This is a genomic window from Ruminococcus flavefaciens 007c (assembly GCF_000571935.1).
Lineage (GTDB): Bacteria > Bacillota > Clostridia > Oscillospirales > Ruminococcaceae > Ruminococcus > Ruminococcus flavefaciens_F.
On sequence record NZ_ATAX01000036.1, the window covers coordinates 226,287 to 242,369 of the forward strand.

The following is a 16,083-nucleotide window of genomic DNA, read 5'->3' on the forward strand; positions in this document are numbered from 1 at the left end:
ACGTTTACCATCCATAAGCACAATAAAAATCGAACGCAGCAATACAATTGCGCTCGATTACGTTAGTTCGATTTAATAAGGACAGAAATTTTGGCTGCTGCTTTCTGCCTTTCAATGACAGATATGCTTTTGTTTTTTCTTCTTTCGGTTATAGTCGGTAGCTCCTCAAGATGTGATAATGTCATTTTATATGGTATCAGTCTTGCTTCTCTGTCTTTTTTAGCATCTTCTGCATTATCCAGCCACTTTACATGAGGACTTGCCTGAATAGTCTCATAACAGCCGATTGCCTTAAAATAGCTGTAATCGCCCGGACAGCGGTTCTTTACACTGGCTGCAATCTTTGCGAAGCCTGTTCTGATGCCATTCTTTAAAAAACCATTTTGAGGCATAATATCAGAATTATAGGCGATTGTCATTTTGTCGTATAGTTCTTGCATTTTCTCGCTGCTTTCTATTTTACAGACATCGCTTAGATAAGAGCAATTCAAGCCGTCGAAGGTCTCACAGTTGAACTTGAAAGCGGATATATCTTCGCCGTCAGATTTTTCGTCCAGTATGAAGAAATAGGACTTTATAACTTCGTCCTCGATTCCTGAACGTCCCAGACAGGCGTGCCTTTCAAGGAAGGTCTTGTAGCAGTTACCAAGCGTTGCATAATGCAATTCTCCGAAGTATACTATCATATCTGTATTGAGATACAGTTTTTCAAATGTCTTTTCCCAGTCGTCGTTAAAAATACAGGTCCTGTTGCTGAAACAGCTCTGACAGCCTGTACAATGGCTGATGTTTTTGTCTCTTAACGTTATGATTTCAGTCTCAAAACCGCTTGCTTCAAATCTTTGCTTTGCGTTTATTATAGCAGAACCAATTTTAGATATCTGGTTCTCGCAGGTATCAAGTAAAACTACTCGTCCGTGGAGCTTCGCTTTGGGCATGTTCTTGTTTTTATAGTACTCTGCCATAGCCTTTACATATTTGAACCAGCAGAACAATTCTTCACGGCCTGTGGGAGAAAGTATCTCCGAGCTCTCTAAGCTCAGGCTGTTAATGTATCTCAGCCCGTTTCTTTTTGCCCACATTTCAAATCTGTTATGAGCAAGAGAATCCCCCAGCATTCCCGAGGTAGATATGAAGGTGACAGGCTTATCTTTTATGGTATCATAATAATTATCGGAAAGCAAATCCAGTAATTTTCCCATGCTGCTATGGACATCAAAATGGAATACCGCACCTGACATGATTATTAGATCTGATTTTTTGACAGTTTCTTCAATCTTCTCTGTAACTTTTCCGCTGAATGCAGGAATAATATCGAACTCATCTTCATTAAGTTTTTCCTGATACCATTTTTGCAGATATAAAACGGTTTGTAGTGTAAGAGATAAATTGTTTTTTGGTGAACAGTTAAGGACACAAATTTTCATAAATAATTTCCCACTTTCCTTGTTTTTTGTGCTTGTAAATTGCTGTAATTAAAAGTAAAGTCAGTTTTTAAATAAATGTATCATGATGTGAGAGCATTATTCCATAAGAATATTGTTGTGTGAAAGAATACATTATTCTCAGCAATGGCTGTGTGTGATGGGGAGATTTTGCATAACCTTTACATATTATTTCATGGGTACTTTTCCTTCCAGACACGGAGTTTCTACTCTTTCACCAAGCGTGTAATAGCTCATATTTCTATTATAACACACTCAGCCCGAAAAAGTAAAGGGGTGGCATGTTGGTAGCCGACTGTACTGTTAACCTCGACCAGCCCTCGTATTTAACATTTTCCTTTTCGGTGAACCTATCTTCACGACTACGATCGTGAGCAGATCAATCTTCCGGTAGATAGAACTGTCAGAGCCTGATACTACTACATGATGTATATACTAAAATAGAAAGAGCAGCGAAAGAGCTCAATCCACCTTACAGAAGACTAAAGGTCGTCAAGACGTTTATCTCTTTTGACGAATATCTATATGATAGATATGCTCGGTAATAATGCCTTTTTTGTTGTATTATTGCTGTCTTATTCGAGGCGTTTTACTTTTTTATGTTTACATATTATGAGTGTTATGATATAATAAAAAAGAAGAATTAAAGTTCCTCGTTGATATATAAAAACATCTTGTTTCAGAAATTAAATGAAGTAAAAGCGCTATCTTACATTAAACAGATGAATGATAGAAATAAAGCGTTTGCAATGGAATATTCAGAAATGCAGAAGATTCTATCTTCTTGATCTTGATTTGGCAGATAAACTTTTTGAAAACTGAAACAGTGCCTCACGAAGGAGACACTGCTTGAAATTCTATTTGCATTCAGTACAGATATACTCAGGAACTGTTCGGTCATTGATAACTGACTCATACAGTCTCCAACCGCCGGCAAGATTGTAACAGTCGTAACCGTTTCCACTTAGTATACGGCAGGCTATATAGCTTCGCAGACCGCTGTGACAGTGTACATATACAGGTTTGTTCTTAGGCAGCTTGTCAATATTATCTCTCAGGGTATCAAGTGGGATATTGATAAAGCCATCTATCATTCCGCGGGCAATTTCAGTCTTGGTTCTGACGTCAAGAAGAGTAACGCTTCCATCTCGCGGAAGCTTTTCAACATTGTGCCAGAAGAACTGCTTAATTGTTCCGTTTATGACGTTTTCAGCTACGAATCCAGACATATTCACAGGATCCTTCGCGCTTCCGAACGGCGGTGCATAGCAGAGTTCAAGCTCTTTCAGATCAGTGACCTTTGCACCGAAACGTATAGCGGTCGCAAGCACATCCATACGCTTGTCTACTCCGTCAAAACCAACTATCTGAGCACCTAGGAGCTTATTGGTTTTCTTGTCCCACAGCACCTTTACTGACATATTCGTCGCATTTGGATAATATGATGCGTGAGAAGCAGAATAGGTATATGTTTTATCGTAGGTTATTCCCTCAGCAGCTGCACGTTTCTCATTAAGACCTGTGGTCGCAACAGTCATATTGAACACCTTCAGTACAGCCGAGCCTTGGGTTCCCATGTATTCTGAGTGTATACCGGAGATATTATCCGCTGCGATACGTCCCTGTTTGTTGGCAGGACCTGCCAAAGGTATGAACGAAGCGGAGCCTGTTATGAAGTCCTTTACCTCGACTGCATCACCGACAGCGTAAATATCAGGGTAGTTTGTCTGCATACGGCTGTTCACTATAATGCTGCCCCGTGAGTTCAGAGCGATACCGCATTCTTTGGCAAGTGAAGTTTCGGGCCGAACTCCCACGGACATTATCACCATATCGGCTTCAATACTGCCCTTTTGCAGAATGACTGTGTTAGCGGTTATCTCTGCAACGCCGTTTTTAAGGAACAGCTTTATACCTTTACTCCTGATATAGCGATGAACGTCAGCTGCCATGTCAGCATCAAGAGGTGCGATAAGGTGCTCTGCAAGCTCGACTACTGATACTTCAAGACCTGCAGTTACAAGGTTTTCCGCCATTTCAACTCCGATATATCCGCCGCCGACAACTACAGCTCTCTTTGGTTTGTTGCTGTCAATGAAGTTCTTGATTTTCATAGTATCGGGAATATTTCTCAGCGTGAATACGTGAGGAAGATCAACGCCGCTGATATTAGGAAGAATTGGTTCAGCTCCGGGTGAGAGTATGAGTTTGTCGAAAGTCTCCTCGTATTCCTTACCCGTATCGACATTACGCACGGTAACTGTGTGAGTATCTGGAGAAATCTTCACAGCTTCACTCTTAACACGGACGTCAATATTGAAACGCATGCGAAAGCTTTCTGGAGTCTGCAATGTCAGCATCTTCCTGTCCTTTATCTCTCCGCCGATAAAGTACGGCAGACCGCAGTTGGCAAAAGATATATAATCACCGCGTTCAAGGATTATTATCTCGTCCTTTTCATTTAATCGTCTTAGTCTTGCGGCTGCGGAAGCTCCTCCTGCAACGCCGCCGATGATAATAGTTTTCATTTTTCTACCTCCGAAAGGAAAAAACATGTTTGAAGAAATATATAGTGAATTATTCCCGTTCTGGGACAAAATATCAGCAGACGACCGCACCTTCATCTGCGATAATTCCACGGTGCATAAATACGAAAAAGGTACTAACCTGCATAACGGCAGCGAATGCTCGGGCGTAATATTCGTTCGCAGCGGAAGCCTTCGTGTATATATCATGTCAGAGGACGGCAAGGACGTAACTCTTTACCGCCTGCATACGGGCGATATGTGTATGCTTTCTGCTTCTTGCGTTTTGCAGTCAATAACATTTGAGGTCGCTATAGATGCTGAGGAGGACAGCGAATGTTGTATCATCAGCGGTCACGCCTTCAAGCAGGTCTCGGAGCGCAATCCCGAGATAAGGATATTCTCCCTTGAAACAGCTGTTTCACGCTTCTCCGACGTCATGTGGGTAATGCAGCAGATAATGTTCATGAGCCTTGACAAGCGACTTGCGATATTTCTCCATGATGAATCTCTGCGTATCGGCTCGGACAATATTCAGCTGACACAGGAGCAAATAGCGAAGTACATCGGCTCTGCCCGTGAAGTAGTGTCACGAATGCTGAAATACTTCGCTAATGAGGGTATAGTTGAAGTATCTCGCAAGGGCGTTAAGATACTTGACAAGAAACGTCTTAGAGACTTAACCCTTTAACATATCGAGTATAGCTGATTTCGGACGAGCTCCGACAGCGTGAGCAGTTACTCTGCCACCCTTCATTACTGCAAGCATTGGTATGCTTGAAACACCGAATGCAGCTGCAAGCTCAGGCTGGGTATCAACATTTACCTTTCCGACTGTGAACTCGCTGTGCTCCTCTGCTATCTCGTCAACGAGAGGGGAGACCATTTTGCAGGGACCGCACCAGTCTGCGTAGAAGTCCAGAAGGACTGGCTTTTCACTTGCTCTTACCTCTGCGAAATTTTCCTTAGTAATCTTTAAAACTGCCATATCAATACTTCCTTTCTTATTTATTATGTCTTTATTATACTTCATTATTCAGCGATTGTCTGTGACTTTGTCATGTTTTTGGCCTTGCATATCAGCTGAGTCATTGTGCCCATAGGACAGTAAACGCACCATGAACGCGGTTTGAAGAGGATCATAGTTGTAAATCCAAGTATAGTTGATGTAAGCATAATGCTGTAAAATCCGAATGCGAACTGTGCAACTCCGTCCGAAAACAGAGTACCATGATACGCCCATTGCCACGGAACCTTGAATGTCCACAACAGTTTGATCTTCTGGTCGAGAGAATGCTCTCCGGCAAATACAAGATATGTGTTCCAGAGCATTATGAAGAACATTGTAAAGAAGAATATGAGAAATCCATAGCGGAAGTATTTTGATTTCATCCATTTGGGCAAATCTTTTTTTCTTGATAAACCGAAATGTCCCCCCAGCATTGAAAAGAGCTGTCCACGGCCGCAGAATTTATTGCAGTATCCTTTGTTTCCCCAGCCTATTGCTATAGCAAGCGGAGCAATGAAGCAGATCATTCCAAGCCATGCAAAGAGAATATTCACAAATCCGAGGATAAGATAAGTCAACGAGAATATCCATAGATAATCATACCATTTTTTCTTAGCTTTCATTGTTTCTCTCCTCCAGTGAAATAATGCTTGCAGGACATTCTATGGCACATTTTCCGCAGCCTATGCATAACTTTTGGTCTGCTTCTGCGTATACTCCATGCGGAACGCTTATAGCTTTTCTTGGACAGACCTTGACGCAGCATCCGCAGGCTACGCACAAACTTGTATCAACAATTGCTTTTCGTTTCATATCATCGCCTCCAAGTATATTATACATAATTATGAAGCGTTATTCTGTGACAAAGTCACATTCGTTTTTGAATTAATAGATCAACGAACAGGAGGACTAAATGAAACAGTACATACATAAAGTGGGGGCGCTCTATGTAACAAAATGATTTCCATATTTGTGTAATAGGTGCAGAAGTCAATAACATAGAACAGAGACGGATATTATGTGATATCATTGAAGAAGCGTAAATAAAAACGTGCTGACATCATAGTTATTTCGAACCTTTAATCAGATATGTAAGTACATCTTACTGAATGTAAAAACTGTGATGACTTCATTTCGGGAGAATACTATTAGGCGCTCCCTCGCGGAGCGCTTTCATTTAATTTAGCATATTGCTTTTTTGCGGTTTTTGAGGTATAATATGACTTACAGTGAAATAAGGAAATAGATAAAAAACGAGATGAAGACACTCCAGAGTGGATATCAAAAGGAGGGAATATTCTAATGAAAAAGCTGTTTATCATTAACATACTGCTCTGCGCCCTCACCGCAACTTTGACAAGCTGTTCAGAAAAGACAATATCAGAAAACAAAGAAAGAAAAACTAAAGAATCCCGGACTGTATCTACTGTTACAGCAAGTGCAGCAGAGCAAACATCTGAAAATATAACTTTGCAGACAAGTTCAGTTTCATTAGAAAACACTACTGTAACGGAGGCTGTTTCTATAAATGTAACCAATCTCCCAAACATCGAAAGAATAAGTCTTGGCGGTTCACATACTGGATTTGTGACAGAAGACGGCAGCCTTTATGTGTGGGGATGCGGCTTTGAATACCAGCTTGGAAACGGTGAGCACAGTATCGCTGAAAAGCCGATAAAAATAATGGATGATGTTGAGAAAATATGCTTCGGCTTTGAGAACAGTGCAGCTGTAACCAAAGACGGAAGCCTGTATATTTGGGGGAAAAACAAACCTATTCCTGACGGACCAAGTGGACTTTTTATGAATCCTGCCACCCCTGAAAAGATTATGGAAGAAGTGATAGCAGTCAGTGTTGGGCATAATCATACGGCTATAATAAAAAACGACAACACTCTGTATATGTGGGGTGATAATTATATGGGGCAGCTCGGCAACGGAAAAAGTGGAATGCATGAATATTCCGATAGTCCTTTAAAGATAATGAAGGATGTCAGATATATAAGTCTTGGTTTCCTGCATAGTGCGGCAGTGACCTGTGACGGAAGTCTTTATACATGGGGATGCAACAGAAATGGTCAGCTTGGTAATGGAAAAAGCGGAGAATCTGAAATAGAATCTGAACCTTTAAAAATCATGGACAACGTTCAATACGTCAGCCTTGGCGGGGAACAGAGTGCAGCTATTACAGAAGATGGAAGCCTTTATATGTGGGGGCAAAATGATTTCGGACAAGTAGGAAACGGAAAAAGCGGTGAGTCTGAAATACAGACCGAACCTGTAAAAATCATGGACAACGTTCAATATGTCAGTCTTGGTTTAAACCACAGTGCAGCGATCACAAAAGACGGCAATCTTTATATGTGGGGATCAAATGATAGTGGTCAGCTTGGAAATGGAGAGGAAGGATATAAAGCTTTTTCTGCTGTTCCGATAAAAATAATGGATAACGTTGAGGCAGTAAAACTCGGAAACGGACACAGTGGTGCTTTAACAAAAGATGGTAAATTATATATGTGGGGGAATAACAGACTTAATGGTGTCGGAGAAATAGAAACCGATAATGGTCTCGTTTTAGTTCCGACAAGGATTGATATAATAGACAACTCTTAAATGCTTCAGAATCAGCTTCAAGAGACCTTCGAAGGTTACTGAGGGAACAAGTGAATTTGAGTGTTCTGTTTGGGGAAACTTTTCTGTTATTGTGTTTAAATCCGAACTAATCAAATAAAATGTATTGAAAAACGTAAGAAATGAAGTATTATCTTCCTGATCTTAATGAGGTATATAAAATTTTTGTTTTTTGATAATAACAGTGCCGCCATTCGAGCGGTGCTTTTTTTACTTGTATCAGTTTATTTGCTGATCTGTAAAAAAATACCGCAGCACAGGCTGCGGCATATATATTGAGAGGGAGGGATTAACTTTAATTCTGAGCGGCTACAGCCTCATCAAGTATTACTGTAACTTTATTTTCTGCACCGTTTCTGACATAGGTAAGCTCGATTGAATCGCCTGCCTTATGCGCATTTTTCTTAGAGGCAAGTTCATCGTATGATGTAACTTCTTCATCATTGATCTTAGTAATGATATCGCCGGATTGTAAACCTGCTTTTTCAGCTGCACTGTCTTCTGCTACTGCTGTGATGTATACTCCCATAGGAAGGTTATACATTCTTGAAATGTCCTCTGTTATAGCCTGACAGCTGATGCCGAGCTGAGGCTTGCCTGTAACATAGCCGTATTCCATTATATCTTTAACTATCCTTGCAGCTTCGTTTGAAGGGATAGCAAAGCCGATTCCTTCGATACTTGCCTCAGAATATGATGCTGACATCTTGGAGGAGTTTATGCCTATTACCTGACCTTTCTTGTTGATGAGAGGCCCGCCTGAGTTTCCTGAGTTTATAGCTGTATCTGTCTGGATAAGTGGCATAGACTTTTCGTTTATTGTGATCTGGCGGTTCAGTCCCGATACAATACCGCCTGTTACTGTGTTCATAAGATCAAAACCGAGAGGATTGCCTATGGCAATAACATCCTGACCGAGATTGAGCTCATCACTGTTGCCGAATTCTGCCGCAGCAATATCATTTGCGTTTATTTTCAGTACTGCAAGATCATAGTCTGTATCATATCCGATGACCTCTGCATCATAGCGGTCTTTTTCGTTTACAATAACTGAAATACTGCTTGCCAGACCTGTATTATACTCTGTATCATAGATAACGTGAGCATTGGTCACTATATAGCCGTCGGTTGTGATGGCAACACCTGTACCTGTAGCAGTTGCTGAAGAAGTCTGAGGCTGCTGACTCTGACCGAATCCGCCGAAGTTAAAGTAACCGGCTCCGCCGCTCTGTGAGGTCATTGTGAAGGTGCTCTCGATACCAACAACTGAGGGGAGTACCTTTTCAACTACTTCCTCTGTGGTGAGTTCGCCGCTGTTGGTTTCTACGGGAGTGATATAGCTTACGTTTTTAGCTGTAACACCTGATTCGAAAGCCGTTTCAGCTGATTCGTCTTCTTCAACAATTGCTGTTGACAGGGTGTTGTTTGTGCTGAATGCGTAATGGTAGATACCTATAGAACCTCCTGATACAAGAGACATTGCCATGATCGACGCTGCTATCTTAGCACCCGTGCGCCTTTTATTTTTCCTGGATACATTGCCGTCTGTTGAAAAACAGGTGTATTCACTGTATTTATTATCCATGCCGTTCGCCTCATTGTTTTCGATTTTGCCGTTTACTGTGTATCTGTACTCGTTTCTCATAATATTCACTATTCCTTTCGGGATTTTTATTTTCGCTTTTTAGGGGAGCCTTCCCCGTTGCTGTGATTATATTATATTTCGTCTTTGTGAAATAAATTTGCAATGAATGTAGAATCTTCTGGGAATTTACGTGTTGCTTTTTTCACATTCATAAAAAACGTGTGAAGGAATAAGGTGTATTTGTTAGTAAGCTTTTCACAGTACGAACACTTTTGAAAGAAACGAAAAATATACAGTAAAACAATAACCCCACCCGAAATAAAGATCGGATGGGGAAAATTTATTCTTAAATCAGCTCATTCACAAACGGTTCAATGTGTTTTCTTATGAAATCTACTCTGTTCATTACAGTAGGCTTGAAATAGGATGCTGCAGCAATAACAGTATTCATCTCGGGATCAACATAAATGACGTTTCCGCTGTTTCCGAGAGCGGCATATATATTCTTTTCACGGTCTAATATCCACCACAGATAGCCGTATTCCATGCCCTGCCAGTTCTGATTTTTAATAATTCTGGGACTTGTCATTTCCTCTATCCAGCTTGAAGAAATGATACGCTTTCCATTATAAATGCCTTTGTTCAGACATAACAAACCTATTTTAGCCATGTCCTCTGCTGACATACAAAGTCCGTATCCCGGAGTTCCCAGATCCTCAGTATCGCAGAACCATACATTCTTTTTTGGAGTTTTCTCTATGGTAAACTGCTTGTGTTCCTCAGCTGATTTGGCTATATAGATAGAGTACGGCTTTATATCCAGCGGTTCAAAAAGATATTTGTTTGCGTAATCAACAGTCTTCATATTTGTTGCCTTATAGAGTATTCCTGTCAGGATATGCAGGCACACCGTCTTATAGTTGAATTCGTCAGTCAGACCGTTCCTTCCACCAAGAAAGTCAAGAGACGCATATGTCCAGTTATCGCTTGAACACACCTTTGACCACGGGTCGCCCTTGCCTTTATATGGAGCTCTCATAGTCAGCAGGTGCTTGATGGTCACATCGTATATTGTCTTTTCGCCGCGTTTCACTTTATAATCAGGGAAATAGTCAAGGACTTTGTCATCAATACTTCCTATCTGTCCTTTATCAAGGGCAATACCTATGAGCAATGCCATAATGCTTTTTGTAGCAGACATTATATGTACGCAGTCATCTTTCCTGTAATCGTGCCATGTGTCACTGTATACCATTTGCCCTTCTTTGTAAGCGCATATCTGGCAGATGTTGCTCTCACTGCCCTTGTTTTCCTCAATATACCTATGAAGTTCGTCTTTTGTCATAATATACCTCCGTATTGATAGAGTTCTGTATATTCGATCGAAGTTTCATACAGTATCTTTATTGTATCAAGATGAATTTTTAATGTCAATACTTTTTTCTAATGAAATATGAACCTAATACGTGAATCATCATAATAAGGATAAATGCGTGTGCAAAGAAGTACTTGATTAGCAATTGAAAAATATATATCCTCATGATATAATGAATTAAATGCTGACAGGTACGTATATCATTATAAAAACAGAGGACGATTATGAGAGCCATCTTTTATTATCATTTTTAAGCTCTCAGTCGTCTTTTCAGCTTGATACGCTTTATCAGAGTCTTAATGCAAAGAACGATCCCGGCGGCGGATGAAATGGCTGCCATTACACTGAGTGCGACCAGAGCTCTTAAAAAGATTATAGAGCGTCTTGCTGCTGCAACAGCTTCATCATGAGGAGCGGAGACCTCGAATTTATGGATTAAGGTTTTGTAATAATCTGAGGTTGTGTATTGCATTCCGCCAATAGAACATACGCCGAAAAAATACAAAGTGATGATAAAAACAAATATCAGTAAGATCGGTATTATCACAGATTTATTGGCAGGGTTATTCATCTGATTTTCAATAGATGTTGTTTCTGTGGTTCGTTTCATAGTTATGCCTCCTTATATAAAAGACGATCAGTGTCTATTTTTTATGAGATTATTATACTTCTCATCTGTTCAAAAGTCAATAAAAGTGACGAAATAGTAATCAAACAGTCAAAAGGGACTGCAAATACAGTCCCTTTTTATATTATAACGATAAGTAATGACGCTCCGCAGAAGAGACGGTTTGAATCATGTACATTTTAAAATAATTATTTGCGCCAATATGACAGATATGTACCTATTACCGTGATTAATGTATTCAAAATATATTGACAATTTCAGGACGTTGTGATATGCTGATATCAACATGAAAACCAAAACATTTTCAGAAGGTGAAAAAAGATGCCTTAAAAAGAGGCAGCTCTGCGGTGGGCCATTTATGTTTATATGCTTTGTATTCATTATAATACAAGAACGTAACTCCTCCGGAAGCATTTTCCTGTGAATCATACCAATAAGCTTTGTCGTCAGCAGTCATGAATTTCATTGTACTGCTGACATATGTATATCAAAAAGGAGTTGTTTAAATGAAAAACAAATTATTCGCAAAAACAATTGCAGCCACAATGTCTGTAGCCATGATTTGCGGCAGCATATCAGAATCTGTTCGGTATAACCCGTTCATACCGAATGTTAAGGCAGCAGGATCAGACACAGCATCAGACAAAAATGATAATTGGCATATAGGCTATAGATATCGTTCCAAAGATGTATTATACTACAAAGATGATAATGTCTATAACAGAGAGCCTGATTTTTCACTGGTAATAGAAAATACAAAGTCAAATGACAGCTCTATAGAGAAAACATTCAAGGTTGAGCCATATACAAAATACAGATTTTCTGCAATGGTCAGTTATTCCGGATATTCTGATCTTGAAAACCCAAATAAGAAAACAGGTGCAAGTATTGGAATTGCCAGAAGCTATTCACATTCTAACTATGTTAACACCGATGGATGGACAAAAGCTGAATTTGAATTTGAAACAAAAGGAGAAAATGAGGTAACCCTATGTCTTCGTAACGGTGCATACGGAGGCTGCTGTAAAGGCAAAGCATATTTCAGCAATATATGTCTTGAACAGATCGAAACAGAGAAGACTAATAAATGGAATATCCTTGCAGTCGCATTCCAGCAGGTTGATGTTAAAGACCTGAAAGGAAAAGAAAACATAATCCGTAAAAAAGACGGAGTGGATACACAATGCTTAACTAAAGATGATATTGATCTGATAGGCATAAATCTGAAAAAACTTAAATGTGAATTGCCTGAAATGTCTGATGGATTATGGGATATCGATTCTGTTGATTATTGCTTGGTCAAAAGTTCGGATTCCCAAATCGCCGATGAACTCAAGGACTTAGATACTGCTGCGTATAAAGATGAGATCAATTTTTTTGAAGCATCTGATACTGCCGTACTGACTGACCTCAGAATACGCGATGACGGCGTGATCCAGATAGATCCGCACACTAATGAGATCGAAGCGATTATTGAACCCATTTTAAAGAATAAGGAATATGATCATATAATCTTTTTTTCTCCGTTCCGTGACTGGACAGGCGGCGTAATGGGCACCGGAGGTACCTTTTACTGCGATGGTACAAATTTTTGTCAGATCCCTTGTAAGATCCCCAAGGATTATGAACTTGAAAAAGAAAGATCTTTTTCACAATCCGGCTATGTACATGAATTACTCCATGGAATGGAAACCCGTTCCAAATCAATTGATCCCGAAAAGACAGCCAATCTACATGACAATGCGATCTACGGCTATGAAAAAGCAGGTCCCAACGAATGGAAAGAATGGTACACAGCATATATGCGTTCCGATTTGACAGGCGGAAGAGGAATAGCTCCTGCGGTATACCTTACCGAAAGAACAAAGTATATTAATGTAGTATCAGATGATATGACAGTCAATGAGGATGATATAAAGTATAAGGGAGCAGTTTTCTCTGGTAAGCCCAAAACCTTATATCTGGCAGGTGAAGAGCTTGACTTGTCAGGTGCTGTTATTTCGGGTACAGATCTTGATAAAGCGATACCTATAGAAAAAATTGATACACTGAATACTTCTGATTTTGATAATAAAAAGCCCGGCGTGTATACAATATATGCCGATCTGAGCAGCTATAAGACAGGACTTAAAGCTTCATTGGATGTGCAGGTCGTCAATGAAGGGGATCTTATTTACGGAGATGCAGACTGCAACGGAATAGTTGACATGGAGGATTTTGTTCTTCTTAATAAGTATCTCAAAGGTAATGAAGTTGATCTCTCAGTTCTTGCAAAACGCAATGCAGATGTATACAACCCCGGTTCGGGAATCACAGAAGATGATGCAGAGGCAATATCAAAGTTCTTATCTTACGGCGAAAAACTTCCCGTAACAACAACGCTTAAATACGGTGACGTAAATTGTGACAATATTGTCGATACGGAAGATGTGACTTTTCTTGAAAGCTACCTGAATGGCGGCAATGTAAGAATATCAGCTCAGGGCAGGATCAATGCTGATGTTTACAACCTCGGTTCGGGAATTACAGAAGATGACCTGGATACGATAAACAATTACATTTCAGGTAAGACAAATCTTCCCTTAATGACCGAACTTCTTTACGGTGACGTAAACTGTGACGGCGCTGTTGATAGCAAAGATCCTATGCTTCTCCAAAGCTACATTGACGGTGATAATGTAAGAATATCAGCTCAGGGCAGAATAAATGCCGATGTTTACAACCCAGGCTCGGGAATTACAGAAGATGACGTGGATACGATAAACAAGTATATCTCAGGTAAGGCAAATCTTCCATTAGTGACCGAACTTCTTTACGGTGACGTAAACTGCGACGGCGTTGTTGATATGGAAGATGATGTGCTTCTCCAAAGTTACATTGACGGTGATAATGTAAGAATATCAGCTCAGGGCAAGATAAATGCCGATGTATTCAATCCGCGTACAGAAGCAGATATTCACAATCCATATTCTTATCTTGATGAGAACGACGTTATTAATATACGGGAGTATATTTCAGGGAATACAGTTTTGCCTGTAGAAACCAAAAAGCCGGGCGATGTAAATTGTGACGGCACCGTTGACACAAAAGACTCTGCACTTCTCCGAGCTTACCTCAAAGATAAGCTCACAAGAATATCAGCGCAGGGGATTCTCAATGCAAATGTATATCTTACTCCGGATTCAGATCTGTCAAAAGGAGATGCTGAGTATATAGATAAGTATATTTCAGGTGAAGTTGCATCTCTTCCGGCCGGCGTTATATTAGGCGATGTAGACGCAAGCGGCAAAGTTGATATGGACGACTATAATATGGTCCACGATCATATCGTTGGCAGTAAGACTTTAAGCAATAAACTGGAAAAGGTCGCTGATGTAAACGGCGATGGTCTGATTGATTCAAAAGATGACGAAATGATCCTTGATCATATCAATGGTAAAAAGCCTTTAGATGAATATCTTACAACTATCACTACTACGGCCAATACTACTACTACGACAAAAACATCTTCTACTACAGCTACAACAGTTTCAAAACCTTCTGTTACAAAGGAAGGCGATACCAACTGTGACGGAAAGGTCGATCTAGCAGACGCTATACTTATCATGCAAAGCCTTGCAAATCCAAATAAGTACGGTATAGGCGGTACAGCCGACAAGCCCCTTACATATCAGGGCAAGATCAACGGCGACGTTGACAAGTCGACTGAAGGACTTACCGCTAATGATGCTCTCCGCATACAGGAGTATCTGCTCCATAAGGTCAAAAGTCTTGATCCAAGAGAATAATTCTTATTATAAAGGCTCCTCCGAAATGAGGAGCTTTCTTTTTTTCTTTGCATTGTATCTATGTTAAAACAAAAGCAGGAATAGACAAGAAAGGCAGCCATTACGGCTGTCTTTAATATAAGCATAGTTGTATATATAGAAGTCTCTGTTCATAAATTGCTGACGATATGCGTTTATAGAAATATTATACGGTATAGATTTTTATCAATGCTCATCTCTATCAGAATTATTTCATTTCTTGAATTTGATAATCATTCTCAATTGTGAAAAGTATGTGAAAAATATTGTGAAAGTATTGACATTCACATTGAGTATGATATAATAAGCAAGGCTAATATGAAAATGATAATCATTTTCATATCAAAAAACAGAGGTGAAAACATGGGTTCTTACAATACTCCACAAAAAGAACGAATACTATCATTTCTTTACTTGCATATGGACAGGGATCTAACTGTACATGAGATCATAGAGGGTATAACGAATGAATTACCGGATGAAAATCCGATAGCAGAAAGCACAGTATACCGCATAATGAATAATCTTACTCAGCTCGGATTAACCAGTAAAAAAACAGATAGTAACCGTGAATTTCGATATAGGCTATGCAATAATGATAATAATAATTCAAGAATCAGCTTCCATTGTAAAGTATGCGGAAAGATATATCATATAGACGAGAAAGTCTGTAATTCCATAATCAAGGAGCTTCATGAAAACTGCCCTGTTAAAATTAATGAAGATCTCATGCTGACAGGAGTATGCAGCAATTGTCAGCAGCGGTAGCGTATATGTTGGAAAACAACTGATTATTTTGGGAGAGATAGCTTTGAAAAAGGTCGCAAACCGATTTATTGTTTTTACGATAATGATATCTGTTGTGCTTATGCTGGTCATTTCTTCGTTTATGATAGCAAAGCATATGCATCATCATTGTACAGGTAATAACTGTCCTGTATGCCAGGAGATAATACAATGCATCAATAATGTCCGTCTACTCGGATTCACCGGTAACGGATTTGTATTATCAAATACATTCGTCATAGTCTTTATGGTTACTTTAATTTTTGCTGTAAGCACTATGTCAAATAAAACAA

The 16,083-nt window shown here is 39.7% G+C and carries 12 protein-coding genes; 4 read left to right on the top strand and 8 right to left on the bottom strand.

From position 1 onward, the window contains the following. Positions 1-62: 62 nt before the first annotated feature. Positions 63-1,427: an NAD(P)H-dependent oxidoreductase gene (locus RF007C_RS15690; protein WP_037301492.1), complete on the bottom strand. Its 1,365-nt coding sequence runs from the start codon at positions 1,425-1,427 to the stop codon at positions 63-65. An 875-nt stretch (positions 1,428-2,302) separates the two neighbouring features. Continuing rightward, positions 2,303-3,973, bottom strand: a complete 1,671-nt coding sequence (locus RF007C_RS15695) for an FAD-dependent oxidoreductase (protein ID WP_037301495.1) — start codon at positions 3,971-3,973, stop codon at positions 2,303-2,305. A gap of 25 nt (positions 3,974-3,998) precedes the next feature. On the opposite strand from RF007C_RS15695, the gene RF007C_RS15700 reads away from it, so the two are divergent. Continuing rightward, the gene (locus RF007C_RS15700) at positions 3,999-4,661 is read left to right on the top strand and encodes a Crp/Fnr family transcriptional regulator (protein WP_037301498.1); all 663 of its coding nucleotides are present in this window, start codon (positions 3,999-4,001) and stop codon (positions 4,659-4,661) included. On the opposite strand, the gene trxA is transcribed toward RF007C_RS15700, so the two are convergent. From trxA to RF007C_RS15715, 3 genes are read right to left on the bottom strand one after another with little or no spacing between them, the layout of a single operon-like run. Next, positions 4,650-4,958, bottom strand: a complete 309-nt coding sequence (gene trxA / locus RF007C_RS15705; protein WP_019680467.1) for a thioredoxin — start codon at positions 4,956-4,958, stop codon at positions 4,650-4,652. The two genes, RF007C_RS15700 and trxA, sit on opposite strands and share 12 nt — an antisense overlap. 44 nt (positions 4,959-5,002) lie before the next feature. Beyond that, complete coding sequence (locus RF007C_RS15710) at positions 5,003-5,602, bottom strand: hypothetical protein (protein ID WP_037301501.1); 600 nt, start codon at positions 5,600-5,602, stop codon at positions 5,003-5,005. After that, the gene (locus tag RF007C_RS15715) at positions 5,592-5,792 is read right to left on the bottom strand and encodes a 4Fe-4S binding protein (protein ID WP_019680465.1); all 201 of its coding nucleotides are present in this window, start codon (positions 5,790-5,792) and stop codon (positions 5,592-5,594) included. Before RF007C_RS15715 ends, RF007C_RS15710 begins: the two co-directional genes overlap by 11 nt. Before the next feature lie 489 nt (positions 5,793-6,281). On the opposite strand from RF007C_RS15715, the gene RF007C_RS15720 reads away from it, so the two are divergent. Beyond that, the gene (locus RF007C_RS15720; protein ID WP_037301503.1) at positions 6,282-7,592 is read left to right on the top strand and encodes an RCC1 domain-containing protein; all 1,311 of its coding nucleotides are present in this window, start codon (positions 6,282-6,284) and stop codon (positions 7,590-7,592) included. A gap of 313 nt (positions 7,593-7,905) precedes the next feature. Here RF007C_RS15720 and RF007C_RS15725 read toward each other — a convergent pair whose 3' ends face one another. From RF007C_RS15725 to RF007C_RS15735, 3 genes are all read right to left on the bottom strand, one after another. After that, positions 7,906-9,255, bottom strand: a complete 1,350-nt coding sequence (locus tag RF007C_RS15725) for a S1C family serine protease (protein WP_037301506.1) — start codon at positions 9,253-9,255, stop codon at positions 7,906-7,908. Positions 9,256-9,541: 286 nt separating this feature from the next. Next, a complete protein-coding gene (locus RF007C_RS15730; RefSeq protein WP_037301509.1) occupies positions 9,542-10,540 on the bottom strand; it encodes a serine hydrolase domain-containing protein in 999 nt (332 codons plus the stop codon). A gap of 280 nt (positions 10,541-10,820) precedes the next feature. Beyond that, on the bottom strand, positions 10,821-11,180 hold the full coding sequence (locus tag RF007C_RS15735; protein ID WP_019680460.1) for a hypothetical protein: 360 nt from the start codon (positions 11,178-11,180) through the stop codon (positions 10,821-10,823). A gap of 524 nt (positions 11,181-11,704) precedes the next feature. On the opposite strand from RF007C_RS15735, the gene RF007C_RS17580 reads away from it, so the two are divergent. Together RF007C_RS17580 and RF007C_RS15745 are read left to right on the top strand one after the other, a co-directional pair. After that, positions 11,705-14,986, top strand: a complete 3,282-nt coding sequence (locus tag RF007C_RS17580) for a dockerin type I domain-containing protein (RefSeq protein WP_037301512.1) — start codon at positions 11,705-11,707, stop codon at positions 14,984-14,986. Between the two features lie 336 nt (positions 14,987-15,322). Then, a complete protein-coding gene (locus tag RF007C_RS15745; protein ID WP_037301515.1) occupies positions 15,323-15,772 on the top strand; it encodes a Fur family transcriptional regulator in 450 nt (149 codons plus the stop codon). The last annotated feature ends 311 nt before the right edge of the window (positions 15,773-16,083 follow it).

Coding starts and splice junctions, on each gene's coding strand:
- RF007C_RS15690 (WP_037301492.1), bottom strand. CDS start 1,427: ATGAAAATTTGTGTCCTTAACTGTTCACCAAAAAACAATTTATCTCTT.
- RF007C_RS15695 (WP_037301495.1), bottom strand. CDS start 3,973: ATGAAAACTATTATCATCGGCGGCGTTGCAGGAGGAGCTTCCGCAGCC.
- RF007C_RS15700 (WP_037301498.1), top strand. CDS start 3,999: ATGTTTGAAGAAATATATAGTGAATTATTCCCGTTCTGGGACAAAATA.
- trxA (WP_019680467.1), bottom strand. CDS start 4,958: ATGGCAGTTTTAAAGATTACTAAGGAAAATTTCGCAGAGGTAAGAGCA.
- RF007C_RS15710 (WP_037301501.1), bottom strand. CDS start 5,602: ATGAAAGCTAAGAAAAAATGGTATGATTATCTATGGATATTCTCGTTG.
- RF007C_RS15715 (WP_019680465.1), bottom strand. CDS start 5,792: ATGAAACGAAAAGCAATTGTTGATACAAGTTTGTGCGTAGCCTGCGGA.
- RF007C_RS15720 (WP_037301503.1), top strand. CDS start 6,282: ATGAAAAAGCTGTTTATCATTAACATACTGCTCTGCGCCCTCACCGCA.
- RF007C_RS15725 (WP_037301506.1), bottom strand. CDS start 9,255: ATGAGAAACGAGTACAGATACACAGTAAACGGCAAAATCGAAAACAAT.
- RF007C_RS15730 (WP_037301509.1), bottom strand. CDS start 10,540: ATGACAAAAGACGAACTTCATAGGTATATTGAGGAAAACAAGGGCAGT.
- RF007C_RS15735 (WP_019680460.1), bottom strand. CDS start 11,180: ATGAAACGAACCACAGAAACAACATCTATTGAAAATCAGATGAATAAC.
- RF007C_RS17580 (WP_037301512.1), top strand. CDS start 11,705: ATGAAAAACAAATTATTCGCAAAAACAATTGCAGCCACAATGTCTGTA.
- RF007C_RS15745 (WP_037301515.1), top strand. CDS start 15,323: ATGAAAATGATAATCATTTTCATATCAAAAAACAGAGGTGAAAACATG.